The sequence below is a fragment of the Plantactinospora sonchi genome (assembly GCF_036422035.1).
In the GTDB taxonomy this organism is placed as follows: Bacteria; Actinomycetota; Actinomycetes; order Mycobacteriales; family Micromonosporaceae; genus Plantactinospora; species Plantactinospora sonchi.
Map to the genome: position 1 here is coordinate 13,714 of NZ_JAZGQK010000011.1, position 24,770 is coordinate 38,483.

Sequence of the window (24,770 nt, forward strand, 5' to 3'; positions counted from 1 at the left end):
ACGCGGTACGGGTCCCAGACCGGCCGGTAGGCTACCGACGTGACCGGATACCTGGGGTCGTACGCGACGCTGGGGCTGTTGCTGCTCGCCAGCGTGCTGGTCTTCGTCGGGGCGTTCTCCGCCAACCGGCTGCTCCGCCCGTCACGGCCCGCCGACCCACCCGGAAAACGGGCCAGTTACGAATGCGGCCTCGACCCGGTCGGCAGCGACTGGGCGCAGATGCAGATCCGCTACTACGTCTACGCCTACCTGTACGTGCTCTTCGCGGTCGAGGCGGTCTTCCTCTTCCCCTGGGCGGTGGTGTTCGACCGGCCAGGGTTCGGCGTGACGACCGTGGTCGAGATGGCGATCTTCGTCGGCGTGCTCGCCCTCGGCATCCTCTACGCCTGGCGCAAGAACATCCTCCGTTGGACCCGGTAGCCGGGCCGTTCTGGGGCTGGGCCGTTCTGGGCTGGGGCTGGGGCCGGGTGCCCCGCTCTGGGCGGTCAGGCTTGATCCCGTCGCGGGTCACCCGGCCCCAGCCGTGACGCCTGGTCCGTGGGGCTGGTCAGGTCGGGCTGGGTCGGGTCACCGGGTTCCAGCCGTGACGCCTGGTCCGTGGGGCTGGTCAGGTCGGGCTGGGTCGGGTCACCGGGTTCCAGCCGTGACGCCTGGTCCGTGGGGCTGGTCAGGTCGGGCTGGGTCGGGTCACCCGGTTCCAGCCGTGACCTGTGGTCCGTCGGGCTGCGGCGGCGCCGGGTGGCTTGTCGGGTTGGTCAGGCGAGGCCGCGGCGGGTCACCGTGGGTGGTCGGTCGCCCCGGACCGAGGCGACCATGTCCAGCACCCGTCGGGTCGGCCGGACCTGGTGGGCCCGGAAGACCCGGGCCCCGAGCCAGGCGGAGACGGCGGTCGCCGCCAGGGTGCCCTCCAGACGCTCTCCGACCGGCAGGTCGAGGGTCTCCCCGATGAAGTCCTTGTTGGAGAGGGCCACCAGCACCGGCCAGCCGGTCTCGACCAGCTCGGTCAGGCGTCGGGTGACCTCCAGCGAGTGCCAGGTGTTCTTGCCGAAGTCGTGCGCGGGGTCGATCAGGATGCCGTCGGGGCGTACCCCGAGCCGGACCGCCCGGTCGGCGAGCCCGGTGACCGTCGCGACCACGTCGGCCACCACGTCGTCGAAGGCCGCCCGGTGGGGACGGGTTCGGGGGGTCAGCCCACCGGCGTGCGAGCAGAGCAGCCCGACCCCGGTGGCCGCGGCGACCTCGGCGAGTGTCGGGTCCGCGCCCGACCAGGTGTCGTTGAGCAGGTCCGCGCCAGCGGCGATCGCCTCCACGGCGACCGGTGCCCGCCAGGTGTCGATCGAGATGACCACGTCGGGGAAGGCGGCCCGGACGGCGGCGATGATCTCCACCGTACGACGGATCTCCTCCGCCACGTCGACCTCGTCCCCGGGACCCGCCTTGACCCCGCCGATGTCGATGATCTCGGCGCCCTCGGCGACCGCCCGCTCGACGGCGCGCAGTGCGGTGTCCGCCGCGAACGTGGCGCCCCGGTCGAAGAACGAGTCGGGCGTACGGTTCACGATCGCCATCACGACGAGGTCCCCGGGCCCGAAACTGCGTCGTCCGAGCCTGAGCACGTCCGCCATCCACCACACTCCCACGGTTGGTCCGCTGCCCTGGTGACGGTAGTCGGCGGTGCTGGTCGGATGCCGGGTGGGCGGTGTGCCCGGCGGCGGACCGGTTCGCACGGTGACGACTGTCGAAGAATGAGCGGGGTGGCGGGGTCGCCCGGGCCGCGTAGTCATGCCACGATCGGCGGATGGGTCAGGTACTGCTCCTCTTGGTCGTGGCGTTGACCGTCGCGGCGGTGGTCTTCGGTGTGACGGTGCTGGTGACCGGCTCCGACGCGGGACTCGCCGATGCGGAACCGGACGGCCGGGCGGTGCCGCTGCCCGGAAACCGGCCGCTCCAGGAGTCCGACGTCGGCGCGGTCCGCTTCGACACCGCGCTGCGGGGGTACCGGATGGTCCAGGTCGACCAGGCACTGCGCCGGGCGGCGTACGACATCGGTTACAAGGACGAGTTGATCGGCGTCCTCCAGGCCGAGGTCACCGCGCTGCGCGAGGGGCGGATGAGCGAGGCCGACGGGTTGCGGCGGGCCCGGGAGGCGGCGCTCGTCCCGGCGGGTGGGGGCGTCGCCGAGGAGTCGACCGCTGCCAACCCGTTCGTGCCGCCGACCGGTACGGGTGCTGGCGTCGGCGCCCCTGCCTCGACCGGTCCGGCGCCGAACGGACCGTCTGACGCGACCGGTCCGGCGCCGAACGGACCGTCCGACGCCGTGGGGACGTTCTCCGGGCCCGACCCGTCCGTCACCGAGGTCGAGCAGCCGGGCCGGACCGGCGCTGGCGGGGCCGGCGACGACCACCCCGAGAACGGCCGGGTGGACGAGGACGAGGTGGCGGAGCCGACCCAGCGGGTACGCGCGGGTGAGCCGGCGGAGTCGGTGCGTGGGGACGAGGAGTTGGCGGGGCCGACCCGGCCGGTGCGGCCCGGGGGATCGGTGATCGAGGCCGAGGACGGTGATCTGGCGGCGCCGACCGAGCGGATCCGTCCGGGTACGGCCAAGGGCGAGGACGACCGGCCGACGGGGACGGACGGGCCGGTGGAGAGTGGTGCGGCGGTGCGGGCGGAGGGGCCGGTGGTGAGCGGTGCGGCGGCGGAGGCGGACGGACCGGTGGGACGTCCGGAGCGGGCGTGAGCGCCGACGGGCGTACCGGTCCTGAGGGCCCCGACGCGGGAGGCGACGAGTTCGCCGCGGTGGCCCGGCCCGGTGCTGGCGAGGTCACCGCGACGGTCATCGTCGCCGCCCCGGCGCCCCGGGTCTTCGCCGCGCTGACCGCCTGGGAGCGGCAGGGCGAGTGGATCCCGTTCACCCGGGTCCGACTGGTCGAGGGCGACGGCGGTGAGGGCAGCCTGGTGGAGGCGGTCACCACGGTCGGGCCGGCGGTGCTCCGCGACGAGATGCGGGTGATCCGGTTCGACCCGCCGTACGAGGTGCGGGTGGTGCACTGCGGTCGGCTGCTGCGCGGCCCGGGTGTGCTGCGCTGCACCCAGATGGACCGGGACCGTACCCAGGTGGTCTGGCACGAGTGGTTCCACCTGCCGGGTGGTGCCGCCGGCCGGGTCGCCTGGCCGGTGCTCTGGCCGGGGTCGAAGGTCGGCCTCACCCAGGCGTTGAAGCGGTTCGCCCGACTGGTGGAACGGGGCCGGCTGCCGTGACGGGCCGCCGGGAGTCCGGCTGGCTACCGTTGACCACGTGACAGATCTGGTGATCGGCGCGGACGGCCTGGGCCGGTGTGGTTGGGGCGCGAGCACCCCGGACTACGCGACCTACCACGACGAGGAGTGGGGTCGGCCGCTGCACGGCGACGGCGAACTCTACGAACGGCTGACCCTGGAGGCGTTCCAGTCCGGGCTCTCCTGGCTGACCATCCTCCGCAAACGGCCGGCGTTCCGGGCCGCCTTCGCCGACTTCGACCTGGCGACCGTCGCCGGGTACGGCGAGCCCGACGTGGCCCGGTTGCTGGCCGACGCGGGGATCGTCCGGAACCGGGCCAAGATCGAAGCCGCCGTCGCCAACGCCCGGGCCGCCCTGGAGCTGCCGGACGGGTTGGCGACCCTGCTCTGGTCCTTCGCGCCCACCGCACGGCCGGCGCGGCCCCGGTCCGCCGCCGAGGTGCCCGCGGTGACCCCCGAGTCGACCGCGATGGCCAAGGCGCTCAAGCGGCGGGGTTTCCGGTTCGTCGGCCCCACCACCGCGTACGCGCTGATGCAGGCCACCGGGATGGTCGACGACCATCTCGACGGCTGCCACGTGAAGCCGCCGGCCGTGGCCGTGATGGGATAACGGAATGAGCGTGCGGCGCAGGGAGCGGGTGTGAGCGGGCGGAGTGTCGGGGCCTGGGCGGTTGTCATCCCCGGCGAGCGGTACGAGACCGAGCGACTCTTCCACCACGACACCCTGGAGTTGACCGGACTGAACGGTGGCTCCCGCCCCGGTCCCGGTGACCCGGTCCTGGTGGTACGCGACGAGGAGCCGCCGCTGGTCGTCGCACTCGGCCGGGTGGTGAGCACCGACGGTGTCGGTGAGCGGGATCCGGACGACCCGCAGTCGGGTCCGGTGGAGACGACCGCGCTCGCGGTGACGTACACCCGTCAGGTGTTCGACGCGCCGGTCCCGGCCGACCGGCTCACCCTCGACGGCCCGGTCACCCCGATCGACCCGGCGCTCTACCGCGAGCTGGCCGGGCGGGTCGGGCCGACCCCGGGTCGACGGGACTGGCTGGTCAGCCTGCACATGCCGATCGAGGCGGCCTCGTCGGCGGAGGCGGTCCGGGTGTTCTGGTCCTACCTGCGGGAGCTGGGGCCCCGGGAACTGCCCACCTTCGTTTCGCCGGCCGACGACGAACTCGCGATGCGGGCGTACGTGCTCGGCGTTGAGGCGAACCAGGACCCGGAGGAGGACGACTGAGGCGGTTCCGGCCGGCTGCCGGAGCGGTTTCGGGCGCGACCGGATCCCGCCGGCCGACTGTCGGATAGCCGACAGCCGGTGCCGCCTCCGGACTACCGCCCGTCGAAGGTCGGCCGGCGCTTCGCCACGAACGCGGCGGTGGCGGCCCGGTGGTCCGCGGTCCTCCCGCAGATGGTCTGCGCGGTGGCCTCCGCCGCCAGCGCCTCCGAGAGGGTGCTGGCGTCGCCGATCGAGAGCTGACGCTTGATCGCCCCGTACGCCACCGTCGGGCCGGCCGCGAGTCGGGCGGCCAGCTCCTGGGCGGTGTCGAGCACCTGCTCGTCGTCGACCAGCCGGGTCAGCAGGCCGAGCCGGTGCGCCTCCTCGGCCGGTACCGGCTCGGCGAGCATCAGCAGCTCGACCGCCTTGGCGTGGCCGACGAGCCGGGGCAGCGACCAGGAGGCGCCGGTGTCGGCGGCCAGTCCGACCCTGGCGAAGGCCAGCAGGAAACTGGTCCGTGGCCCGCCGATCCGGAAGTCGGCGAGGAAGGCCAACGAGGCGCCCGCGCCGGCGGCCATGCCGTGCACCGCCGCGATCACCGGCTTGGGGAGGCTGGCCAGTCGGGCCGCGATCGGGTTGTAGTGCGTCCGTACGGTGTCCAGCGGGTCGGGGTTGCCGGCCTCCAGCGTCGAGGCGTGTTCCCGCAGGTCCTGGCCGGCGCAGAAGGCCGTGCCGGCACCGGCGAGCACCACCGCGCGACAGGACCTGTCGTGCTCCAACTCGGCGAGCTTCTCGCGCAACGCCTCCTTCAGCGGCACGTCCAGCGCGTTCATCGCGTCCGGGCGGTTGAGCGTCAGCGTCACCACGGCATCGGCGCGGTCGACGAGCAGCGAGTCGGTCACGTGCGTGCACCCTTCTGTCGGGCGACCCGGTTGGCGCCGTCGAGGCACTGCTCGACGAATCGATCGGCGGCCGGGCGGAGTCGGGCCGCGTGCCGGTCGAAGAACGCCGCCGCGCTGGTCCCCGGCCACCGCTCGGGCAGCAGGGCGGGGGGCAGTTGCGGGTCCCGGAAGAGGAAGGTACGCCATGCGTGCACGAGCCGGAACCGGGCGGCGTACGCCTCCTGGTCGCCGCTGCGGACCGTCACCGCGGCGAGCAGTGGGCGCTGCCGGGCGACGAACTGCTGGTAGGCGTTCGCGATCTCGTCGAGGTTCCAGGCCCGACGGACCACCGCCATCGCGCCCGGGGTGCCGGCCGCGTGCGCGGCGGTGAACCGTTCGTACCGCACACCGGCCTCGGTGAGCAGGCCGTCGACGTCCTCGCCGGCCCGGGTGGCGACCCAGCTCTGCTCGTCGAGTCGGCCGTAGCCGAGGTAGGCGAGGTGGGCGGCGAGACGTTGCCGTTCGCGGCGGTTGGTCGGTGCCTCCAGGACGAGCAGGTCGAAGCGGCCGTCCCAGCCGATCTTGGTCGTCCGGTAGATCCGTGCGGCGGCGTCGTCGAGCCGGCGCGCCGCCCTCGGGGTCAGTAGATATCCCGGTCCGGAGGTGAGTCGGAGCGGGTGCAACCAGCCCTGTCGGACCATCCGGGAAACCGCGGTACGGACCGCGGGCGCGGCGATACCGAGCGGGGAGAGTAGTTTGACCAGGGCGGAGACTGGCGCCCGACCACCCCGGGACCGGAGGTAGTCCCCATACAGGTCGAAGAGTGCCGACCGTGCCTGCATGACCGCACATTGTGACACCCCTTCTCAAGATAAGCTAGATGCTGTTACATCAGTGCCGGTTCGGTTTGGGTCCGGCGGTGTTCATCAGGGAAAATCGTTGGTCGGCACCGCGGGCCTTGAGCGCGGTGATGCTGGCGACAAGGATGTGGGGCAACCCACCGACCCTGGTGAAGGTCTGAGGGGAGACGAGATGGCGGCGATGAAGCCGCGGACGGGCGACGGTCCGCTGGAAGTCACCAAGGAGGGCCGGGGCATCGTCATGCGGGTTCCGCTGGAGGGTGGTGGCCGGCTCGTCGTCGAGATGACTCCCGACGAGGCCAACGCGCTCGGTGACGCGCTGAAGGCCGCCGCCGGCTGAGCGAACGACAACCCCTCCGGGCGGCACGTGACACCCGGGGAAGTTCATCAAACCCTGGGCCACCGGCACCGCCGGTGGCCCAGGGTCGTGATGTCGGGCGTACCGGTCACCACCGGGCCCGGCGGCACGGTCCATCCATCATCGTCTTGGGGGTACGTCGGCGTGCTGTCGATCCGTCTGGAAGTCGAACCTGGCGGGGGCGACGCCCTGGCCCTGCCCGTCCGGCTGGTCGACAGCCCGACCGGTGCCGGTCAGGCGTCGGCGGGTGGAACCGCCGCGGGCGGGGCTGACCAGGGAGCGGGCGGGCTTGACCAGGGAGCGGCCGGGGCTGACCAGGCGGCGGACGGTCCGGCGACGGCGAGCCTGTTCGGGTCGACCGGGCCGGCGCTGACCGCCGAGCTGGCCGCCGAGGCGACGGCGCTGCTCCCGTACCTCGACCGTCCCGGTCGCGCCGGCGCCGTGCACCGGTCGATCCGACCGTCGCTCAGCCCGGGCCGGCTGTTCCTGGTGGGCGTCGGCGACGGCGACGAGGCCGGTTGGCGTTCCGCCGGAGCGGCCCTCGCCCGGAATGCCACACGTGAGAGTTCGATCACTTTAGCGATTCCGGTCGATGCTGATCCGGACGCCGTACGCGGACTCGCCGAAGGGCTGTGGCTCGCGTCGTACCGGTTCCGGGCGCCGGCGGACCGGAACGGGACGACCGACGCCGCAGCCGGTCGGGAGGACGTCGGCGACGGCGCCTCCGGACTCGTCGAGGTGATCCTCGCGGTCGCCGACCCGGAGCGTCACCGGGCGGCGCTGGAGACCGCCCGGGTTGTCGCTGAGTCGACCTGGTTCGCCCGGGACCTGACCAACATGCCCTCCTCGGTCAAGAGCCCGGCCTGGTTCGCCGAGCAGGTGGTCACGACCGCCGCCGGCCGTCCCGGGCTGACCGTCGAGGTACGGGAACCGGACCGGCTCGCGGCCGAGGGTTTCGGCGGCCTCCTCGCGGTCGGCGGCGGATCGCCCCGGGGACCGCGGCTGGTCGAGCTGAGCTGGCGGCCGACGGACCCTCGGCGGCACGTCGTCCTGGTCGGCAAGGGCATCACCTTCGACACCGGCGGCATCGTGATCAAGCCGCGCGAGGGCATGAAGCTGATGCGCAAGGACATGGGTGGCGCGGCCGCCGTGGTGGCGGCGACGCTCGGCGCCGCCGCACTGAACCTGCCGATCCGGGTGACCGCGCTGGCGCCGCTCGCCGAGAACATGGTCAGCGGTGCGGCGTACCGGCCCGGTGACGTGATCCGGCACTACGGCGGGGTCACCAGCGAGAGCACCAACACCGACGCCGAGGGCCGACTGGTCCTCGCCGACGCCATGGCGTACGCGGTGGAGCGGCTCGCGCCGGACCTCCTCGTCGACCTGGCGACCCTCACCGGGGCGAACTCGGTCGCGCTCGGCAAGCGTACGGCCGCGCTCTACAGCGAGAACAACGAGCTGGCGGAGGCGGTGCTGTCGGCCGCCGGTGCCGCGGGTGAGCGGGCCTGGCGGATGCCGCTGACGGCGGACTACACCGAACACCTGGGCAGCGAGATCGCCGACCTGCACAGCTCACCGAACCAGGGTGCCGGTTCGGTGACCGCCGCGCTGTTCCTCCGGGAGTTCACCGGGGAACTGCGCGACCGCTGGGTGCACGTGGACATGTCGGCGCCGTCCTGGGCGGACGGCCACGACGCCGAGCTGGTCAAGGGCGCCACCGGCTGGGGCGTCCGTACGCTGTTGCGCTGGTTGGCCGAGCAGGCCGACTGACCGGGGCCGACGGCTGCCCGGCCGCCGCTCAGCGTTTCACCGCGACCAGCAGGCCCTCCCCGGTGGGCAGCAGGGCCGGCGTCCACTCCTCCGACTCGCGGATCGCCTTGACCACCTCCCGTACGGTCACCGTCTCCACGTCGCGGGCCGCCGGGTCGCCGATCCGCCCGGCGGCGAGCGCGCCGTGCAGTACGAGCATGCCGCCGGGCCGCAGCAGCCGTAGCGCGGCGTCGACGCAGGCGCTGTACTCGGCCACCTCCGAGTCCACGAAGATCAGGTCGTAGGCGCCGTCGGCGAGCCGGGGCAGCACGTCCAGCGCCCGCCCGGTGATGATCCGGGTACGCCCGGACGGGAAACCCGCCTCCTGGAAGATCCGGCGGGCGATCCGCTGGTGTTCGGTCTCCACGTCGATCGTGGTCAGGATGCCGTCGGCGCGCATGCCGCGCAGCAGCCAGAGTCCGCTCACCCCGGTGCCGGTACCGATCTCCACCACCGCCCGCGCGCTGCCGGCGGCGGCCAGCAGCCGCAGCGTGGCGCCGACTCCGGGGGTGACCGCGTCGAGCCCGACCTCGATGGCCAGGCTGCGCGCGGTGCGCAGGACAAGATCCTCGGCGACGTACGCCTCGGCGAACTGGAGTGCTTGAGAGGTCATCGTGCTGACTGACCGGGCGACCGTGGCGATGGGGCACCTCCGGGCGGAAGCGGGGCGGGGTGTTGGTGTCGCGGGCGGCAGCGGGGCGCTGGGCGGCGGTGCGATCGGTGCGGCGGATCGGCGCGGTGTCGGTCGGGCGTGGCTGGCGCGGCGGGGCGGGAATCGGGGGCACGGCGGCGACCGGGCGGGCTGGTCGCGGGTATGAGCCTAAGAGGTCGTGGTACGTGATCGGCAGGGGCGTGCCGCCGGGGCCGCACGGCCCGGAGAACCGATGACCGGTATTCAGCCATCCGTGCGATCCTGGATGCGGAACCCGGACGCTGCGGCCGGAGGCGGTCGCCCGCGCTCTGCGGTGTCCGGGCCGGGACGGACTGGGAGGCATCGAACGTGACGGACGGCTGGAACTGGCGCCAGCCCGATGGGACCGCGACGCCGGGGTACGCCCCACCGTCGTCGAGCCCGACAGTCGGCGCGCGGGCGGTGCCCACCGGCGCGCCGGATCCGGCAACGTCACCGTGGTGGTCGGACGCGTTGCACGACCCGTGGCGCAACCCGGGAACCCCGACGGCGGTGGTGGTGCAGGCCTCGGCCGCGTCGGCCGGCGGGGCCGCGCCCGAACCGGTCACCGACCCGGACGCCGCGCCGCGTCGCGGACTCGCGCCGTTCTTCCTGGTGTCGCTGGTCACCGCGATGCTGGCCGGTGCGCTCGGCGGCTCGCTCGGCTACGCGTTCGCGGTGCGTGGCGGCGCGGGCGGGACGACCGCGCTGGGGTCCACCGGCGCCGAGCCGCCGGCCACCGCGCAACGGCCGCCGGACTCGGTGGCCGGCGTCGCCGAGCGGGTGCTGCCGAGTGTCGTCACGGTACGGGTGAGCGGCAGCGGTGGAGTGGGCCTCGGCTCCGGATTCGTGGTGACCCAGGACGGCTACGTGATCACCAACGACCATGTCGTCGGCGCGGGTGCCGACTCCGCGACCGTCGTCTTCAACGACGGCTCCACCGCTCCGGCCGAGGTGGTCGGCAAGGACCCCGAGTCGGACATCGCGGTGATCAAGGTGTCCCGGACCGGTTTGACGCCGGTCGAGTTCGGTGACTCCGACGCGATCGCGGTCGGCGACCCGGTGCTTGCCTTCGGTACGCCGCTGTCGTTGGCGAACACGGTCACCGCCGGCATCGTCAGCGCCCTGGACCGGACGTTCCGCAACGGCGAGCCCGGCGGACAGGTGCGCTACTACGCGGCGATCCAGACCGACGCGGCGGTGAACCGGGGCAACTCGGGCGGACCGTTGGTGGACGGGGGCGGGCGGGTCATCGGAGTCAACTCGGTGATCCAGACCCCGGCGGCCGACGAGGAGACCGCCGGCAACGTGGGGCTGGCGTTCGCCATCCCGATCAACCAGGCCAAGCGGCTGGCCCAGGAGATCATCGACACCGGCAAGGCCCGTCGTACGGTGATCGGCGCACAGGTCGGTGGCGCCCGGACAGGCGGTACGGGCGGCGTACGGATCTCCTCGGTCGATCCGGGTGGTCCGGCCGCCGAGGCCGGTCTGCGCGCCGGTGACGTGGTGCTCAAACTCGACGGGAAGCCGCTGGAGGAGCCGAGCGACCTGATCGCGCTGGTCCGCAAGTACGCGCCGGGTTCGGTGGTCAGTGTCGAGTACCGCCGCGGCTCGGAGCGCCAGGGTGCCTCGGTGACCCTCGCCGCGGACGCCAAGTAGCCGGCACCGGTGGTGGTTGCGCGGCGGTGGACAGGGCGATCGCACCTGCTGCCGCCTGCTGTTCACCGCCTCCCCCTCCCGTTGAGGGCGTCGCCGTGCGTACTCTTGCCCTGGTCCGCATGAGGAGGCGTCCGTGTTCGAGAACCTGAACTGGTGGGAGATCGGTGCACTGCTGCTGGTCGCCTTGTTGATCTTCGGCGACCGACTGCCGAACGTGATCAGCGATGGACTGCGGATGTTGCGCAGCCTGCGGAACATGGCCCAGAACGCCACCGGCGACCTGAGCCGGGAACTGGGTACCGACATCCAGCTCGAGGACCTGCACCCGAAGGCCTTCATCCGCAAGCACCTGCTCAGTGAGGAAGACGAGCAGGCGATCCGGAAGCCGCTGCAGGGCGCCTACGAGAAGCTCCGCTCCGACCTCACCGACGTGCACCGTGAGATCGACGACGTCGCCTCGGCGGCCGACATCCGGGCGACCGGTGGCGGCGGCCCGACCTCGACGTCCACCGGTGCCGAGGTGTCCTCGGCACCGCAGCAGCGCCGCAACTTCGACCTCGACGCCACCTGACCCTGACCGGCCGGCCGCCGGTCAGCGGCCGGCGGGCCGGAGGCTGAGGGGCTTGCCGACCAGCGACTCACGCCGGACCGCGAGACGGTCGGCGATCGCGGACAGCGCCCGGGCGGCCGGCGACTCCGGCTCGGCCAGCACGACCGGCGTGCCGGCGTCACCCGCCTCGCGGACCCGGGTGTCCAGCGGGACCTGGCCCAGCAGCGGCACCTGGGCGCCGATGACCTTGGTGAGCGACTCGGCGACCGTCGCGCCACCACCGGCGCCGAAGACCTCCATCCGACTGCCGTCCGGCAGCTCCAGCCACGACATGTTCTCCACCACGCCGATCAGGCGCTGGTGGGTCTGCAGGGCGATGGCGCCGGCCCGCTCGGCCACCTCGGCGGCCGCGGTCTGCGGGGTGGTCACCACCAGGATCTCCGCGTTCGGCAGCAGCTGGGCCACGGAGATGGCCACGTCGCCGGTGCCCGGCGGCAGGTCGAGCAGGAGTACGTCCAGGTCGCCCCAGTAGACGTCGGCGAGGAACTGCTGCAGCGCCCGGTGCAGCATCGGGCCGCGCCAGACGACCGCGGCGTTCCCGTCGGTGAACATGCCGATCGAGATCACCTTCACTCCGTGCGACTGGGGCGGCATGATCATGTCTTCGACCCGGGTCGGCCGGCCGTCGACGCCGAGCATCCGGGGTACGGAGTGGCCGTAGATGTCCGCGTCCACGACGCCCACCGAGAGGCCCTTGGCGGCGAGCGCGGCGGCCAGGTTGACGGTGACGCTGGACTTGCCGACCCCGCCCTTGCCGCTGGCGATGGCGTAGACCCGGGTCCGGGTCCCCGGCTGGGCGAACGGGATCACGGGTTCCTGGGTGGCCGTGCCGCCCCGGAGTCGGGCCTGCAGTGCCTGGCGCTGCTCCGGGCTCATCACCCCGAAGTCGATCTCGACTCCGGTCACTCCGGGGACAGCGGCGACCGCGGCGGTGATGTCGGTACGCAGCTTGTCCCGCAGCGGACAACCGGCGACCGTCAGCAGCAACTCGACCCGTACGACGCCGTCGGCGCCGACCGTGGCGGAGCGCACCATGCCGAGGTCGGTGATCGGTCGGCGGATCTCCGGATCGTCGACGGTGGCCAGCGCGGCCTGCACCGCCTCCTCGACGGCACTCGTGGACCGGGCGTCCTGGCCAGGTACGGACGCGGCAGCCTGGGGACCGGGTACGGCGGGAGCAGACATGTCGCAATGCTACGTCGTCTGGCCGCCCGGCCGACCGGAGCGGACGGCGACGGTGAGCGGAAAGATGCGGCACGGCGGGCAGATCGGGTGTCCGCCATGGGTAGGTGAATAGCCGGTTCGGCCGTAGACGCCGTGGCCGGACGGTGCGACGATCGGTGCAGCCCGCCGCGCGCCTAGCCCCTTGAGGCGCGCGGCGTTCGGCTGTGTGGCGTCGGTCTCGGTGGCCGTCCCGGCAGCGCGTTCGGCGGCGTGGCGCCGGTCTCGGCCCCGGCGTGCCGTCTTCGCCTGTGTGGCGCCGGTCTCGGTCGTGGGCCGGGTCTCAGCGGCGGCGTACCCGGTGCAGCCGGAACGGCCGGGCGGCCCGCCGGACGGCCGGGGTCTCCCGGGGCGGCGCGGCGAGGGAGTCGTCCGGCAGGGTGCCGCCGGCCGCCGACGGTGCCCCGCTCGGGGCCAGCCGACTGACCGCGCATCCGGCCGCCGCCCAGCGTTCCGCCAACTCGGCGGGGCTGCCGGAGGCGTTGAGCCGCTTGGCGGCCAACTGGGGCGCCACCGTCGTCCACTGCTCGCCCTCCGGCGCCAACCGGGTCACCTCGGCGGGCCAGGTGACGATCCGGCCACCGTGGTCACCGCGAATCGTCACCTCGGCCGTGGCGGCGTCGGCAAGGCCCGGAGCGGCCTGCTCACCGGGACCGGTGACGACGTACAGGGCGTCGTCGAGCGGCATGCACCACAGCGCGACCGGGGAACGGCCCTCGACCGCCACCCAGGCCACGGCGGCCTTCTTGATCGCCTCCGCGACCAGCGGCGGTCCGGCGTGCTCGGCACCACTGTCTGTCACATCCCGCATCCTGCCGCACCGGGGCGCGACGCGGTACCCGGCGGACATCCCGGCACCCGGTCCGGCGGTGCGTCAGGTCGGTGTGAGCAGCGCCGGGCGCGCGGTGAGCCTGTCCAGCAGGCCCGGCAGCTCGGCCAGCGAGCTGAGGGTCGGGCCCTGCCATCCGATGTCGTCGTTGAAGACGAGATGGCGGTCGAGATCGGGCGCCGCCAGCCGGATCGCGGTCATTCCGGTCCGGGCGGCCCCGGTCAGCTCCTGGCTGCCGCCGTCGCCGACGTACAGGCACTGCGCGGGGGCGACGCCGAGCCGCTGGCAGGCGGCCAGGTAGATCGCCGGATCGGGCTTGCAGGCACCGACCTGCACCGAACAGACCCGTACGTCGAGCAGTGGGGCGACCGGCAGTTCCGGCAGGAAGGCGGGCAACTCGTGGGTGCAGTCGGTGACCAGGGCGGTCAGCAGCCCCCGGCGACGTACGGCCTGGAGCACCGGTACCGCCTCAGGGCGGAGCCGGGTGTCGGCCCGTACCGCCTCGACCCGGGCGGCGACCGCAGCGGGGAGGTCAGCCTGGTCCGGTCGTCCGCCGGCCTTCTGACAGAGCCAGCGTAGGGTGGCCGTGGCGTCGCCGAACGCGCCACTGGCCCGCGGATAGAAGGACGCGTCGAGGACGTCGGCCAGGATCTCGGGCCGGCAGCCGAGCAGCGCGGCGACCTCGGCGTGCTGCTCGCCGCGTCGGATCGCGCAGGTGAGGGTGCCGAAGAAGTCGAAGAGCACCGCCCGGTACGCGGGCAGGCGGGACCGGTGTGTGGGCATGGGGGAGCAGGCCTCCGGACCGGGGGTTGTCGGAGCGAGATCGGTCGATGGTAACGCTTTGTTGATCAGATAGTGGCCCGCCGTGACATGTGAGGATTTTTCCGTGCCTCCCGCTGCTCCACCGCCCCGAAACCCGGTCGACATGCTCAGCGTCGCCGCCGTCGCGATCGCGGTGGTCGCGGTTTCGTCCTCCGCGCCGCTGATCGCGTTCGCCGCCGCTCCCGCGCTGGCGGTCGCCTTCTGGCGCAACATCCTCTCCGTCGGTGTGCTCGGGCCGTTCGCGCTGGTCCGCCGTCGGCACGAGTTCCGCGCCCTGATGCGCGGAGCCGGGCGGCGCGAGGCCGGTTTCTGCGTACTCGCCGGTCTCGCCCTCGCCGTGCACTTCGCGACCTGGATGCCGAGCGCCCAACTGACCGCGGTGGCCACCTCCACCGCCCTGGTGATGACCCAGCCGGTCTGGCAGGGGTTGATCGCCCTGGGCCAGGGCAGGCGGCTGCCGGTCGGCGGATGGGTCGGCATCGGGGTGGCGGTGCTCGGCGCGGTCTGGGCGGTGGGGGCGGACCTGAGTGTCGGCTCGGCCGAGGCGGTCCTCGGTGACGTGCTCGCCATCTGCGGCGGCATGGCGGCGGCGGTGTACACCGCACTCGGCGAGCGGGCCCGCAGGACCACCAGCACCATCACGTACACCACCATCTGCTACGGCACGTGTTCCCTGGTACTGCTGGTGGTGTGTCTGGTCGGCGGCGTACGACTGACCGGCTTCGACGGGCCGACCTGGCTCGCCGTGCTGGGCCTGGTGGCGGGCGCCCAACTGCTCGGCCACTCGATGTTCAACTACGCGTTGCGGCGGATCTCGGCGACCACGATCAGCGTGCTCATCCTGCTGGAGACGCCCGGCGCCGCGTTGATCGCCTGGCTGTGGTTGGAACAGGTGCCCCGGGCCGCGGCGCTTCCCGGCCTGGTGCTGCTGCTGGCCGGGGTCGCCGTCGTGCTGCACGCCGAGGCCCGTGCCGCCCGCCGCGCCGCCTCCGAAGCCGGCCGCACGGTGCCGGAACCGGCTCCCAGCCCGGCCGGGGTCGGTCCGTCCGCGCCCGACCTGGGTCCGGTCGTGTCGGAGGTCGGTCCGTCCGCGCCTGACCCGGGTCCGGGCCGATCCGGGCCCGCCCGCCCCTGACCCGAGTCCGACCGGCTCCGATGCCGGCCTTCCCACGTTCGACCCGACAACGCCGGAGACGGTGCAACGAAACGCCTGACCGGCGCGCCTTCACCATGTGTTGGTGCAGACCTCGGCGCCGGTGGAGCCGACCTTCGACGCGGTGTACGCCGCGCACTACGTCCCGCTGGTCCGGCTGGCCTATGTGACGATCGGCAGCCGGACCGTCGCCGAGGACCTGGTGCAGGACGTCTTCATCGAATGGTTGCGTCGTCGCGACGACGTCCGGCAACCCGTGGCGTACCTGCGCCGGGCCGTCGTGTCGCGGTGCCACTCGTGGCTGCGGCGTCGGATCCTGGAACGCCGGCACGGTGACAGCGCCCGGTGGACCGCGTCGGCACTGCCCCCGCCGGACGGCACCACCACCGCCGTACGGGCGGCGCTCGCCCGGCTGAAACCACGGCAGCGCTCCGTGGTTTTCCTCCGCTACTACCTCGACCTGCCGATCGACGAGATCGCCGCCGCGCTGAACTGCCGACCGGGCACCGTGAAGTCGCTGCTGCACCGATCCCTCGCCGTCCTCCAGGAGCAGCTCAATGACGACTGACCTCGAACGTCGGATCGGCGAGGGACTGCGCGGTGTCGCGGACGGGCTGACCGTCGTACCGCCGCCCGCCGAGGAACTGTGGGCCCGGGCGGGGCGGCGCGACCCGGCCACCCGCCGTACCGCTGGTGATCGACAGCGGGCGGGCGGCTGGCGGCGGCTGGCGCTGGGCGGCTGGCCGGTCCGGTTCATGTCGAGCCGGTGGTCCGGGCCGGTGCTCGCCGCGCTCGCGGTGCTCACCGTGCTCGGTTCGGCCACCGTGGCTCCCGGCCTCGGCCTGCGCGTACCGGGTCTGGGCGGGGCGGACTCCGTTCCGGCCGCCGGGGACGCCCCGATCCTGCCGTCCCGGTTCGCCGGGATGTCGCTGCTCACCGCCCCGGTGTCGACGTCCCCGCCCGGGCCGGCGGTGGCGCTCTACCGGCAGGGATCGCTCGGTACCCGGCTCGGCACCAGTCAGGTGCTGGTACTCGGTGCCGACGGGCGGACGTACCGCCGGCTCGACCTGGCGGAGGACCGGGGTGTCACCGGTCCGGACGGCGAATGGCACGCCGCCGAGTCCCTGCTCAGCCCCGACGGTGGTCGCGTCGCGGTCGCCGACTCGGCCCGGGTCACCGACCACCTCGACCTGGTCGACCTCGGGACCGGTCGGGTTGGGGAACTCCTGCTCGACCCGCCCGCCGCCGCGTTTCCGCTCAGTTGGACTCCGGACGGAACCCGTCTGGTGGTCGAGCTTCGTGACCAGCCGTGGGGGGAGGAGTCGTCGACGGACGCCCGGCTGGTGATTCTCGACGTGGGCAACGGGCAGGTGAGTCCACTCCCGGGGGTCCGTAAGGCGGACATGTTCGACAGGGTCGCGGTCTCGCCCGACGGTGCCCTGCTCGCCGTGCCGACGGAAGCCGGCAGGATCGACATCCTCGACCTGACAGGTACCCGGCAGCGGACCCTGACCATGCCGGAGGGCTACCACCTCAACAGCAACGCCGCCTGGTCGCCGGACGGTCGGTGGCTGGTCGTACAGCGGCTTGAGGTGACGCACGGGGCACTGGCCCTGCTCGACGCCACCGGCGGGACGACCGGGACGCCCACCCCGCTGCCGGCGGCGGGGGCCGGCACGCCGCACCGGACCACGCTGCTCGGCTGGACGTCGTCGGACGCGGTGCTGCTCGGGGTGGAGGCGGAGGACTACGAGATCGTGCGACAGTCGCTGGACGGCACGACGCGTACCCTCGCCCGGGTCGGTCAGGGCGTCGGCAGAACGGCGCGGGTCAACGACCTGTGGTTCGCCGGAGGACTGCTGCCGGATCTGCGGATCGGTGACCCGGGCGACCCCGACCGGGGACCGTGGCCGTGGTGGTGGCGCGGCCTGGTCACCAGCGGCCTCGGGCTGGTCGGCTGGTTGCTGTTCCGCCGGGTACGCCGCTGGCGTGCCCGCGCGGCCACTGCCGGTCCCGCCGGCTGACCAGGACTGCGGCAGTCCTGGTCAGCCCGGCGGGGATCAGCTCAGGTGTTGGTGCTGGAGAAGATCGCGTATCCGACGACACCGAAGTAGAGGAGCAGGAACACGAGGGTCAGCACGCCGAGCCCGACACCGATCCAGCCGATGACCAGACCGGCGGTGGCGAGACCTTCGCCCTCCTCGCCCTTCGTCCGGATTTCCTCACGCGCCCGCTTGGCCAGGTAGACGGCGACGCCGCCGAGCAGTGAACAGCTGAACAGGGCCACGATTCCGGTGACCAGGGAGGCGATCGCCATGCCGTTGGTCGGCCTGGGCCCCGCGTACGGCGGCGGGTAGCCCGGTGCCCAGGCGGGCGTCGGGTTCACCGCACCGTACGGCGCGGGGGCGGCGCCGGGATTGCCGTACGCCCCCGGGGCGGCGCCACTGGTGGGCTCGCCGTAGGGCGTGGAGGTGGGTTCTCCGTACGCTCCCGGGGTGGCGCCGCTGGTGGGATCGGCGGGGTTGGGCGAAGTCACGCTGTCTCCTGCTGATGAGGGGGTTCAGTAATTGGAGCCGGAGTCCTGGTTGGCCACCACGATGCCGAGGATGATGAAACCGATGGTGGCGAGCACCGCGATGCCGCCGGCGATCCAGCCGACGATCAGGCCGGCCATCGCGAGTCCGTCCCCGCCCTCGCCCCGTTCCCGGATCTGCTTGCGCGAGACGTGGCCGAGGATGGCGCCGACGATGCCGAGGTAGCCACCCAGGCCGTACGCGCAGATGCCCAACATGCCGACGATGCTGACCACCAGCGCGGCGATCGCCATTCCGTTGGTGGCGGGCGCGGCGACGAACGGGTAGCCGGGCACCGGGTAGCCGGGGGGAGCCGGGTACCCGGGCACCGGGTAGTGGACGGCACCGGGCGGCATGACGGCGGTCGCCGGATCACCGCTTGTCGGATAGGTCACCGGCGAAACCGGCTCGGTGGCCTGGCCCGGTTGCTCGAACTGCTGGTACGTGGGCGTCTGGGGCGGGTCCGGATAGCCAGCCGGGGATGGCGCCTGCCAGGAGGGATCGCTGGGATAGTTGCTCGGCTGAGGGTCGCTCATCTGGGATGCTCACTCCGTCCACGCGAGATGCGTCGCCAGGGTAGTCGTCGCCCGCCAACCCGGTGGTCCCGGTCGGCGGTGCGGCATTGCCCGTATCGTCCGGACGGGGCAGGATCGCGGGCATGGTATTCGAAGCGCGCGCAGGTGACAGGGCGGGCAACCGTCCGCGCCGAGGCGCCACGCGTCCCGCGTTGGCCCGTCGTACCCGTACCGGTCCGCAGAGCAGCGTCTCGGAGAGCATCGACAACGGGTCCGGACTGCCGGCCGGCGAGGACGAGCCGGTGACGATGCGGCTGGACGGCAAGGTCGCGCTGGTCACCGGTGCCGGCAGCCCGGACGGGATCGGGTACGCGACCGCCCGGCGACTCTGCGGGTTGGGTGCCCGGGTGGCGATCGTCTCGACGACCCGTCGCATCCACGAGCGGGCGGCCGAACTGGGTGCCATCGGATTCGTCGCCGACCTGACCGACGAGGCGGAGGTCGGCGCGCTCGCGGATGCGGTCGTGGAGCAACTCGGCGAGGTCGAGGTGCTGGTCAACAACGCGGGCCTGGCGAGTCGGGCCAGCCCGGAGGTGCTCCGGCCGGTTGTCCAGTTGAGCTACGACGAGTGGCACCGGGAGATCGAACGGAACCTGACCACCGCGTTCCTGTGCAGCCGGGCGTTCATCAGTGGGATGTCCGAGCGTGGGTGGGGTCGGATCGTCAACCTGGCCGCCACCGCCGGCCCGGTCAACGCCCTACCGACCGAGGCGGCGTACGCGGCGGCGAAGGCCGGCGTGGTCGGGCTGACCCGGGCGTTGGCCCTGGAGATGATCGCCGACGGGGTGACGGTGAACGCGGTGGCTCCCGGCAAGATCTACACCGCGGCGTCCACGATGGCCGAGCTGAAGCAGGGGCTCGACACCCCGGTCGGCCGGCCGGGTACGCCGGACGAGGTGGCCGCCGCGATCGCCTTCCTCTGCTCGCCGGCCGCGTCGTACATCACCGGACAGATGCTGGTGGTGGACGGGGGCAACAGCGTGCGCGAGGCGGAGTTCCGCTAGACAGCCGGCAGGTCGGAGCGCCGGGCGGCCGCCCGGCGCCGCTCCGCCCTAGTAGGTTCCGCCGTTGCCGTCCGACCCGGCCCAGAGGCCGAGCGCGAGCCACCCGCAGCACAGGATCACGTACAGCGCGGTGAAGACGTAGCTGAGGATCAGACCCCAGAGCGCCAGCTGGCCGCCCTGCTCGCCGCTGCGGGCGAGCTGGCGGCGGGCCAGGTGTCCGAGCACGATGCCGGCGGGCGCGAAGACGAACGCGAAGACCAGCGACAGGATGGCGAGTACGTTGACGCCGCGTGACTCGCCGTACTGGCCGGGCTGTCCGTAGCCGCCCTGTTGGCCGTACTGGCCGGGCTGTCCGTAGCCGCCCTGTTGGCCGTACTGGTCGTACTGGTTGTACTGGCCCTGCTGGCCGTAGCCGCCGGGTTGGCCGTACTGCCCGGGTTGGCCGTAGCCGCCGGGCTGGTCGTACCGGCCGGCGTCGCCGTACTGGCCAGGGTCGCCGTGGTAGCCGGGCTGGCCGTAGCCGCCGGGCGGGCCCGGTTGGTGCTGTTCGCCGGGCTGGTCCTGCGGGCCGGGCTGCCCGCCCGGCTGACCCGAGGACTGTCCCGGCGGTCGCGCGGACTCCTCGGGGTCCTGGGGCTCGCCGGGGCCTGGGTAGCTCATCAGTTTGCCCTCCTCGCCCAGAGACGCTACCGCCCGATGCTCCCTTTTCTCCGGGATTGCCGAGATAGTCCGTCCCGTGTCGCTGAAAGCGCGACCAGCGGAAACGGCGGGCGGGCGACGGGCTCGGCGATGAGCGGCGGCCGGCGCAGTGGCGAGCGGTGCCGGCTCAGGCGCGGCGGGAGAGGCCGCCGATGGCCCGTTCCACCACCAGGCAGCGGTCCTCGACGTAGTCGACGCCGGCCTCCTCGGCGATCCGCCGGGCCTCCGCCGAGACGATGCCGAGCTGCAGCCAGACCGCCGGTGCGCCGATCGCGACCGCGTCCCGCACCACCTGGACCGCGTCCTCGGCGGGGCGGAACACGTCGACCAGGTCGACCGGGTGCGGGATCTCGGCCAGCGAGCGGTAGACCTTCTCCCCGAAGAGCTCGTCCGCCTGCGGGTTCACCGGGATGATCCGCCAGCCGTGCCGCTGCATCTGCAGCGGCACGCTGTGTGCCGGCTTCGACGGGTCGCGGGAGGCACCGACGACGGCGATCACCTGAGCGTCGGCCAGGATCTGTTGAGCGTCACGCACCCCGCGACTGTAGCTCCGTCAGCCCTCCTCGACACCGACGTGCGTACGGTGCCGGGTCGGGGTCTCGATCTCGTCCAGCAGGGCGATCGCGAAGTCGGCGTATGAGATCCGGCTGGTCGCCTCGGCCGGTGCCGTACGGTACCGCCCGGTCCGGGTGCCGCCGTGGTCGAAGTCACCGGCCGGACTCACCACCAGCCAGTCCGTCCCGTCGGCGGCGACGAGCACGTCCATTCCGGCGGCGTGCCCGAGAAAGAAGGAGCGGTACTCCTGCGGGTACCCGGGCGTGTCCATCAGGGGCGTTCCGTCGGCGTTCGGCAGCACCGAGGCCAGCCCCACCACCAGCAGCCGGGGCACCCCGGCCCGGGCCAGCCCGGTCAGCAGGGCCCGTGCGGCGGCGGTGAAGAAGACGTCGGGCGCGACAGCGGGGTCGTAGACGCTGCTGATCACGGCATCGTGCCCGGCGGCGATCCGCGCGACGTCGTCGGCGCTCGTGACGTCGCCGGCGACGACCCGTACGTCCCCGGTTGTCAGGTCCGGGTGCCGGCCCGGGTCCCGTACGACGGCGGTGACCCGATGCCCCCGCCGGAGTGCCTCCTCGACGGCGGCCCGCCCACCGCGACCACCCGCACCGAAGACCACGATCCTGCTCATCCGACAACCCTCCGGTCACCGGCCGGGCCCGGTTGCCCGACCGGTCGCCGACGGTATCCACGTCGGTGGTTACCGTTCGGATACCGGCTACCGTGACACCATGTCTCAGCAGCCGCTGCGCCCGGACATGTTCGACCCGCTCTGCCCGTCCGGCCTGGTGCCGCTCCGGACCGGGGACAAGTGGGCCGGGATGGTCCTCCGTTGTCTCGAAGGCGGCCCCCGCCGCTTCTCCGAACTGAGGGTTCCGCTGCGCGGCATCACCGCGAAGGTGCTCACCGGGTCGCTGCGGGGCCTCGAACGCGACGGCCTGATCAGCCGCACCGTCCGGCCGGGGCCGGTCCGGCACACCGAGTACGCGCTCACCTCGCTGGGCCTGAGCCTGTTGCGAGGACCGATGGCGGCGCTCTGCAACTGGGCGGAGGAGCACTGGGAGGATGGGCGGAGGAGCACTGGGAGGAACTGCTCGACGCCCGGGAGGCGTACTCGGCCTCGGCCGGCAGCGTACTCGGAGCACGCTGATTCGCTGGTCGGATCAGGTCGGGTGTGGTCAGAGCAGGCTGAGCTGCTCGGCGACGGGCGCCGGAGCGGGTCTCGGCGGCACCTGACGGGCCTCGCCCGGCTCGGGGCGGTGCAGACCGTGCCGTCGGGCGGCGATCCGGACCCGGGCCGTCACCTCCCGCTGGTACTCCTGCGGCAGGTAGGAGCCGTTGCCGAACAGTTCCCGGTAGCGCGGCACGAGTCGCGGGAACTCCCGGGCCAGCCAGGCGGCGTACCACTGTCGTGCTCCGGGGCGCAGGTGCAGGGGCAGCGGTGTCACGCTCGCCGCCCCGGCCTCGGCGATCGCGGCCACCGTCGAGCCGATCGCGTCGTCGGTGTCGGTCAGCCCGGGCAGGATCGGTGCCATCAGTACGCCCACCGCGAAGCCGGCGTCGGTCAGTCGCCGTACGACGTCCAACCTGCGTCGCGGGCTCGGGGTGCCCGGCTCCACGGACCGCCAGATCCGTTCGTCGACAAAACCGACCGAGACGGAGAGACCGACCTGGGTCACCTCCGCCGCCTGCCGGAGCAACGGCAGGTCCCGCAGGATCAGGGTGCCCTTGGTCAGGATCGAGAACGGGTTGGCGAAGTCCCGCAGCGCGGCCAGGATCTGCGGCATCAGCTGGTACCGGCCCTCGGCCCGCTGGTAGCAGTCCACGTTGGTGCCCATCGCGATGTGCCCGCCCCGCCACTTCGGCGCCGCCAGCTCGCGGCGGACCAACTCGCCGGCGTTGACCTTGACGATCACCTGGCTGTCGAAGTCGCGGCCGGGGTCGAGGTCGAGGTAGGTGTGGGTGTTGCGGGCGAAGCAGTTGTGGCTGACCACGCCGTTGGCGATGAAGTCGCCGGTGCCGGTGGTGATGTCGTAGAGCGTCAGCTCCTGCCCGAGCGGCTCGATCCGGCGGATCCGCAGCGCCGTCCGGTCGCTGAGGACCGTGCCGTCGAGCCGGTCGCCGGCTCCGGCCGGGGCGGCGTCGGCACCGGACCGGCCGGTGCCGACGAGACTGTCGGTGATCGCCAGGTAGGGACGGGGTGGCTCGCCCGGCGGCGCGCCGGTGACGTGTTTCCAGCCGCGCGGGGTGAGGAACCGGTGGTCGCCGCTGGCGGTCAATTCGGTGCCGTCGGCCAGGACGATCCGGTAGGCCGGTTTCACCGTCGACCAGTGCGCCAGCACCTCGGTACGGACGTAGCGCCGGTGGTTGCCCTGGGCGACGGTGCCGTAGATCTCGTCGCCGACCCGCAGCTCGGCCAGGGGGCGGGTGCGACCGTCGGAGAGCAGGATCAGGGTGTCGCCGGCGAGGCAGTAGACACAGGCGTGGCTGCAGCCCCGGTAGGGGTTGACGGTCCACTCGAACGGCACCCGGGAGGTGCCCGGCACCCGGTTGATGATCGACTTGGCGCGTATCTCGTGGAAGGTCATGCCGGCGAAGCCGGGAGTGTCGAAGGTGCGGGTGACGGCGCCGGGCAGCGCCAGTGGCAGGGCTGACGGCACCGCCCCTGCCACTGGCGCCGCCCCCGGCGGGGCCACCGCGTCATCGTGGGGAGCCGATGACAGGTTTTCCCAGCGCATGGCCAGTATTCGAACACATGTACGACGAGCCGCGCAACCGCGACACGCGCCGACCCACCCACCCGGTGCGGCGTACGTTCTCAGCCGAGAGCCGGGGGAGGTCCGGCGCTGCTCTCCCGACGCACCAGTACGGCGCTGACGTGTTCGATCTGCGGGGTGTTCAACGGTTCCGGCGGCTGCAGGGCCAGGGTCATCGCCCGGGCGCCCATGTCGGCCAACGGCAACCGGACGGTGGTGAGCGCGGGGGTGACGTCCTGGGCGATCGGCATGTCGTCGAAGCCGATCACGCTGATCCGCCCCGGCACCTCGATGCCCCGCTCCCGCAGTACGGCCAGGGCGCCGATCGCCATCGAGTCGTTCAACGCCGCGATGGCGGTGATCTCCGGCTCGGCGTCGAGCAGCGCGGCGGTGGCGTTGGCCCCGCCGGCCCGGTCGAAGTCGCCGTAGACGATCTGCCGGGTGGAGAGTTTCCGGCCGTGTTCCCGGGCGGCCCGGCGCAGCCCGGCGAGCCGGTCCGTGGTGGTGGTGAGGTGGCGGGGGCCGGCGACGACGCCGATCCGGGTGTGGCCGAGCCCGAACAGTTCGGTGCCGACCAGGTGCCCACCCGCCTCGTTGGCCGGGATGACGGCGTGACCGCTGTGCTCGTGCCGGCCGATCACCGCGACGTGACCGCCGGTGGCCTGGTAGACCCGCAGTTTCGCGTCGAGGGTGCGGGTGAACTCCTCGTCGTGGTACCCGGAGCCGGCGAGGATGATCGCGGCGGCCTGGTTGGCCCGGAGCAGTTCGACGTACTCCAGCTCCCGGTCGGGGTCGCGGTAGGTGTTGCAGATGATGACGAGGCGGCCGTGTTCGGTGGCGACCCGCTGCAGCCCCCGGGTGATCTCCGAGAAGTACGGGTCGGAGACGTCGTGCACGATGACGCCGACCGCGCTGCGGTGGTTGCGGGCCAGTTGCTGGGCGTGCGCGTTCGGCACGTACTGGAGTTCCTCGACGGCGGCGAGCACCCGTTCGCGCAACGCCTCGGTGACCGGCTTGGGGCTGCCGTTGATGATCCGGGACGCGGTGGCGGGGGACACGCCGGCTCGCCGTGCGACATCCGCCAGTGTGGCCATGGACTCCAGTCCCTTTCCCGCGCATCCGGTGACCGGGTTGCAGGTGAGGATAGCGCGGTCCCGCACCGGTCTTTCGGCAGCGACGTGATCCGTGGCCCCTTGCCCGAACCGGAGGACGCTCGGTAGCGTACGCAGGAAAGCGCTTACCGGCCC

Annotated in this window: 26 protein-coding genes and 3 pseudogenes; 15 read left to right on the forward strand and 14 right to left on the reverse strand. The window is 72.9% G+C overall.

The annotated features are described in order from the left end of the window. Positions 1-39 precede the first annotated feature (39 nt). A complete protein-coding gene (locus V1633_RS13180; protein ID WP_331214568.1) occupies positions 40-420 on the forward strand; it encodes an NADH-quinone oxidoreductase subunit A in 381 nt (126 codons plus the stop codon). A gap of 335 nt (positions 421-755) precedes the next feature. Here the strand turns inward: V1633_RS13180 and folP are convergent, their stop codons facing one another. After that, complete coding sequence (gene folP / locus V1633_RS13185; protein WP_331214753.1) at positions 756-1,625, reverse strand: dihydropteroate synthase; 870 nt, start codon at positions 1,623-1,625, stop codon at positions 756-758. A 173-nt stretch (positions 1,626-1,798) separates the two neighbouring features. Here folP and V1633_RS36965 point away from each other — a divergent pair. From V1633_RS36965 to V1633_RS13205, 5 genes and pseudogenes are all read left to right on the forward strand, one after another. Beyond that, positions 1,799-2,357: pseudogene (locus V1633_RS36965) on the forward strand (DivIVA domain-containing protein); the annotation flags it as partial. A 182-nt stretch (positions 2,358-2,539) separates the two neighbouring features. Then, positions 2,540-2,737: a hypothetical protein gene (locus V1633_RS36970; RefSeq protein WP_407952006.1), complete on the forward strand. Its 198-nt coding sequence runs from the start codon at positions 2,540-2,542 to the stop codon at positions 2,735-2,737. After that, complete coding sequence (locus V1633_RS13195) at positions 2,734-3,258, forward strand: SRPBCC family protein (protein ID WP_407952007.1); 525 nt, start codon at positions 2,734-2,736, stop codon at positions 3,256-3,258. Before V1633_RS36970 ends, V1633_RS13195 begins: the two co-directional genes overlap by 4 nt. Positions 3,259-3,295: 37 nt before the next feature. After that, a complete protein-coding gene (locus V1633_RS13200; RefSeq protein ID WP_331214569.1) occupies positions 3,296-3,886 on the forward strand; it encodes a DNA-3-methyladenine glycosylase I in 591 nt (196 codons plus the stop codon). A 30-nt stretch (positions 3,887-3,916) separates the two neighbouring features. Next, on the forward strand, positions 3,917-4,510 hold the full coding sequence (locus V1633_RS13205) for a hypothetical protein (RefSeq protein WP_331214570.1): 594 nt from the start codon (positions 3,917-3,919) through the stop codon (positions 4,508-4,510). Between the two features lie 92 nt (positions 4,511-4,602). On the opposite strand, the gene V1633_RS13210 is transcribed toward V1633_RS13205, so the two are convergent. Then, positions 4,603-5,391: an enoyl-CoA hydratase-related protein gene (locus V1633_RS13210; RefSeq protein ID WP_331214571.1), complete on the reverse strand. Its 789-nt coding sequence runs from the start codon at positions 5,389-5,391 to the stop codon at positions 4,603-4,605. Next, on the reverse strand, positions 5,388-6,212 hold the full coding sequence (locus tag V1633_RS13215) for a PaaX family transcriptional regulator (RefSeq protein ID WP_331214572.1): 825 nt from the start codon (positions 6,210-6,212) through the stop codon (positions 5,388-5,390). The genes V1633_RS13210 and V1633_RS13215 overlap by 4 nt, the downstream gene beginning before the upstream one ends. 190 nt (positions 6,213-6,402) lie before the next feature. Between V1633_RS13215 and V1633_RS13220 the strand changes: the two genes are divergently transcribed. Together V1633_RS13220 and V1633_RS13225 are read left to right on the forward strand one after the other, a co-directional pair. After that, positions 6,403-6,570 (forward strand): DUF3117 domain-containing protein, encoded by a 168-nt coding sequence (locus V1633_RS13220; RefSeq protein WP_007455245.1) that lies wholly within the window; start codon positions 6,403-6,405, stop codon positions 6,568-6,570. 363 nt (positions 6,571-6,933) lie between these two features. Beyond that, a complete protein-coding gene (locus tag V1633_RS13225) occupies positions 6,934-8,358 on the forward strand; it encodes a leucyl aminopeptidase (RefSeq protein ID WP_407952012.1) in 1,425 nt (474 codons plus the stop codon). Positions 8,359-8,386: 28 nt separating this feature from the next. On the opposite strand, the gene V1633_RS13230 is transcribed toward V1633_RS13225, so the two are convergent. Further along, positions 8,387-9,010, reverse strand: coding sequence for an O-methyltransferase (locus tag V1633_RS13230; RefSeq protein ID WP_331214574.1), 624 nt, complete (start codon positions 9,008-9,010; stop codon positions 8,387-8,389). A 387-nt stretch (positions 9,011-9,397) separates the two neighbouring features. Between V1633_RS13230 and V1633_RS13235 the strand changes: the two genes are divergently transcribed. Continuing rightward, entirely contained in the window at positions 9,398-10,726 is a 1,329-nt protein-coding gene (locus tag V1633_RS13235) for a S1C family serine protease (protein ID WP_407952008.1), read from the forward strand. Between the two features lie 133 nt (positions 10,727-10,859). Further along, positions 10,860-11,297, forward strand: a complete 438-nt coding sequence (locus tag V1633_RS13240; protein WP_331214575.1) for a Sec-independent protein translocase family protein — start codon at positions 10,860-10,862, stop codon at positions 11,295-11,297. 21 nt (positions 11,298-11,318) lie between these two features. On the opposite strand, the gene V1633_RS13245 is transcribed toward V1633_RS13240, so the two are convergent. The 3 genes from V1633_RS13245 to V1633_RS13255 all read right to left on the reverse strand — a co-directional run bounded on the left by V1633_RS13245 (position 11,319) and on the right by V1633_RS13255 (position 14,148). Continuing rightward, positions 11,319-12,521, reverse strand: coding sequence for an Mrp/NBP35 family ATP-binding protein (locus V1633_RS13245; RefSeq protein ID WP_331214576.1), 1,203 nt, complete (start codon positions 12,519-12,521; stop codon positions 11,319-11,321). Between the two features lie 319 nt (positions 12,522-12,840). After that, positions 12,841-13,368, reverse strand: coding sequence for a hypothetical protein (locus V1633_RS13250; RefSeq protein WP_331214577.1), 528 nt, complete (start codon positions 13,366-13,368; stop codon positions 12,841-12,843). A gap of 63 nt (positions 13,369-13,431) precedes the next feature. Further along, positions 13,432-14,148 (reverse strand): HAD family hydrolase, encoded by a 717-nt coding sequence (locus V1633_RS13255; protein ID WP_331214756.1) that lies wholly within the window; start codon positions 14,146-14,148, stop codon positions 13,432-13,434. A gap of 163 nt (positions 14,149-14,311) precedes the next feature. Here V1633_RS13255 and V1633_RS13260 point away from each other — a divergent pair. The 3 genes and pseudogenes from V1633_RS13260 to V1633_RS13270 all read left to right on the forward strand — a co-directional run. Beyond that, positions 14,312-15,187: pseudogene (locus tag V1633_RS13260) on the forward strand (DMT family transporter); the annotation flags it as partial. Between the two features lie 259 nt (positions 15,188-15,446). Continuing rightward, the gene (locus V1633_RS13265; protein WP_331214578.1) at positions 15,447-15,929 is read left to right on the forward strand and encodes an RNA polymerase sigma factor; all 483 of its coding nucleotides are present in this window, start codon (positions 15,447-15,449) and stop codon (positions 15,927-15,929) included. Next, complete coding sequence (locus V1633_RS13270) at positions 15,919-17,385, forward strand: WD40 repeat domain-containing protein (protein WP_331214579.1); 1,467 nt, start codon at positions 15,919-15,921, stop codon at positions 17,383-17,385. Before V1633_RS13265 ends, V1633_RS13270 begins: the two co-directional genes overlap by 11 nt. A gap of 41 nt (positions 17,386-17,426) precedes the next feature. Here the strand turns inward: V1633_RS13270 and V1633_RS13275 are convergent, their stop codons facing one another. Further along, the gene (locus V1633_RS13275; RefSeq protein ID WP_331214580.1) at positions 17,427-17,897 is read right to left on the reverse strand and encodes a DUF4190 domain-containing protein; all 471 of its coding nucleotides are present in this window, start codon (positions 17,895-17,897) and stop codon (positions 17,427-17,429) included. A gap of 24 nt (positions 17,898-17,921) precedes the next feature. Then, positions 17,922-18,470 carry a DUF4190 domain-containing protein gene (locus tag V1633_RS13280; RefSeq protein WP_331214581.1) on the reverse strand — a complete coding sequence of 183 codons (549 nt, stop codon included), beginning with the start codon at positions 18,468-18,470 and terminating at the stop codon, positions 17,922-17,924. 191 nt (positions 18,471-18,661) lie between these two features. Here V1633_RS13280 and V1633_RS13285 point away from each other — a divergent pair, with 191 nt between their 5' ends. Continuing rightward, on the forward strand, positions 18,662-19,513 hold the full coding sequence (locus tag V1633_RS13285; protein WP_407952013.1) for an SDR family NAD(P)-dependent oxidoreductase: 852 nt from the start codon (positions 18,662-18,664) through the stop codon (positions 19,511-19,513). A 48-nt stretch (positions 19,514-19,561) separates the two neighbouring features. On the opposite strand, the gene V1633_RS13290 is transcribed toward V1633_RS13285, so the two are convergent. The 3 genes from V1633_RS13290 to V1633_RS13300 form a co-directional block, all read right to left on the reverse strand. After that, complete coding sequence (locus V1633_RS13290) at positions 19,562-20,173, reverse strand: DUF4190 domain-containing protein (protein ID WP_331214583.1); 612 nt, start codon at positions 20,171-20,173, stop codon at positions 19,562-19,564. Between the two features lie 166 nt (positions 20,174-20,339). Then, positions 20,340-20,747 (reverse strand): CoA-binding protein, encoded by a 408-nt coding sequence (locus V1633_RS13295; RefSeq protein ID WP_331214584.1) that lies wholly within the window; start codon positions 20,745-20,747, stop codon positions 20,340-20,342. Between the two features lie 18 nt (positions 20,748-20,765). Next, complete coding sequence (locus tag V1633_RS13300) at positions 20,766-21,398, reverse strand: NAD(P)-dependent oxidoreductase (RefSeq protein ID WP_331214585.1); 633 nt, start codon at positions 21,396-21,398, stop codon at positions 20,766-20,768. Positions 21,399-21,588: 190 nt separating this feature from the next. Between V1633_RS13300 and V1633_RS13305 the strand changes: the two are divergent. Continuing rightward, positions 21,589-21,771 (forward strand): annotated as a pseudogene (locus V1633_RS13305) (winged helix-turn-helix transcriptional regulator); the annotation flags it as partial. Positions 21,772-21,945: 174 nt separating this feature from the next. Here the strand turns inward: V1633_RS13305 and V1633_RS13310 are convergent. Together V1633_RS13310 and V1633_RS13315 are read right to left on the reverse strand one after the other, a co-directional pair. Next, entirely contained in the window at positions 21,946-23,505 is a 1,560-nt protein-coding gene (locus tag V1633_RS13310) for an Rv2578c family radical SAM protein (RefSeq protein ID WP_331214586.1), read from the reverse strand. Positions 23,506-23,585: 80 nt separating this feature from the next. Beyond that, entirely contained in the window at positions 23,586-24,617 is a 1,032-nt protein-coding gene (locus V1633_RS13315) for a LacI family DNA-binding transcriptional regulator (RefSeq protein WP_331214587.1), read from the reverse strand. Positions 24,618-24,770 lie beyond the last annotated feature (153 nt).